The following is a 1864-nucleotide window of genomic DNA, read 5'->3' on the forward strand; positions in this document are numbered from 1 at the left end:
GAAGCGCGATACATCTATTCCTTAGCGTTAGCAAGTCGAAATATTAACCAGGCGATTGAAAACCTGCGCGAGCTGAGTATCGAAGGCTACCCCTATGCGTTGGAAACATACGGCGAAGAACGAGTCTGCTCGCTTACACAGTACCGCGATATCTGTGACGAGTCTGGCTTTAATGAAGTAAAGAAGCGCGCCTATCTTGCCTGGGCGAGAAAAGATCCGTTAATTCCCAATATGTATCTTGGTGCCTTCAGAAATTCTCCGGATGGCGGCTATATCGGTGATTATCGTGAACAATTTACTGCTGAAGGGGAAGCTATTTTACAAGAGGGAAAAGATGCTGGTAGTTATATTAGTTCGTCATCCTTATACAATATGAAAATAAATGCAGAAGAAGGCAAAACTAAAGGAAACGATAGTGAGGTAAATTATTATTATAATCTTGCTAAAAAATGGCTGCTAAAAGGAAATAACTGGGGAAGCCTTGGTGTTCCTTATTCATTATGCTTTGACGATATAGAGTTGGCGAATGAATTTAATCATATATGTCTGACTGCAGAGGAAAACCTTATCTTATTAGATAACTTGGCAAAATTTGGAAATTTGGTCGCATATGATGAACTAATGTACTTCTTAATGCGACGAGAAATGAAAGTTAGAACTACCTTAGATGAATATATACGCTTTGGCGATAACGAAAATAAGCTACCGCCTGAATTAAAAGCCAAGTATGACCGTGCCATCGAGCTTAATAATGGCAGAGGCTGGGCTTACCATGGATTCCAAAAGAGCATAGAAAACTGGGAAAAACTGTTCAACGATAAGAAAATCAAAGGCTTCTTTGAAAAAGTCGGCACTATGTTTAATTAAATCGTGACTCTTTCTATGCCCAGCGAATGCTGGGCATTTTATTGACTCACAGCACAACGAAACAAGGCGGCTTGCCAACAAGATTACAAATACAACAAGCGGCCAGTAGTGGAGACTACTCGCGCCTATTTGAACTACTCGGAGAGATATCATGAAGTCAATTTGGTTACTCACACTGGCGCTGCTAACAAGTGTCAGCTGGGCGATGGATGAGGAGGATATTCAATATCTCCCTGAGTTACGTTCTGCTGCCTGGTCTCCGGATCTGACTAAAGAAGATATTCGCAAAATGCGTTTCGCTATTTTTGGTATGAGCCAAGGGATTTTTTCAACAGTAACTAAAGAGCTCGGCCCTTATATCAACGATAAACGAAATGTAGAAGCGCGATACATCTATTCCTTAGCGTTAGCAAGTCGAAATATTAACCAGGCGATTGAAAACCTGCGCGAGCTGAGTATCGAAGGCTACCCCTATGCGTTGGAAACATACGGCGAAGAACGAGTCTGCTCGCTTACACAGTACCGCGATATCTGTGACGAGTCTGGCTTTAATGAAGTAAAGAAGCGCGCCTATCTTGCCTGGGCGAGAAAAGATCCGTTAATTCCCAATATGTATCTTGGTGCCTTCAGAAATTCTCCGGATGGCGGCTATATCGGTGATTATCGTGAACAATTTACTGCTGAAGGGGAAGCTATTTTACAAGAGGGAAAAGATGCTGGTAGTTATATTAGTTCGTCATCCTTATACAATATGAAAATAAATGCAGAAGAAGGCAAAACTAAAGGAAACGATAGTGAGGTAAATTATTATTATAATCTTGCTAAAAAATGGCTGCTAAAAGGAAATAACTGGGGAAGCCTTGGTGTTCCTTATTCATTATGCTTTGACGATATAGAGTTGGCGAATGAATTTAATCATATATGTCTGACTGCAGAGGAAAACCTTATCTTATTAGATAACTTGGCAAAATTTGGAAATTTGGTCGCATATGATGAA

2 protein-coding genes are annotated in these 1864 nt (G+C 40.6%); both read left to right on the forward strand.

The features are described from left to right. On the forward strand, nucleotides 1-867 hold an 867-nt coding region (locus DA100_RS20905), incomplete at its 5' end, for a hypothetical protein (protein WP_171052169.1). A gap of 151 nt (nucleotides 868-1018) precedes the next feature. Next, a partial coding sequence (locus DA100_RS07990; protein ID WP_138971694.1) for a hypothetical protein occupies nucleotides 1019-1864 on the forward strand: 846 nt, incomplete at its 3' end.

The organism is Vibrio sp. Hep-1b-8, assembly GCF_006124995.1.
Lineage (GTDB): Bacteria > Pseudomonadota > Gammaproteobacteria > Enterobacterales > Vibrionaceae > Vibrio.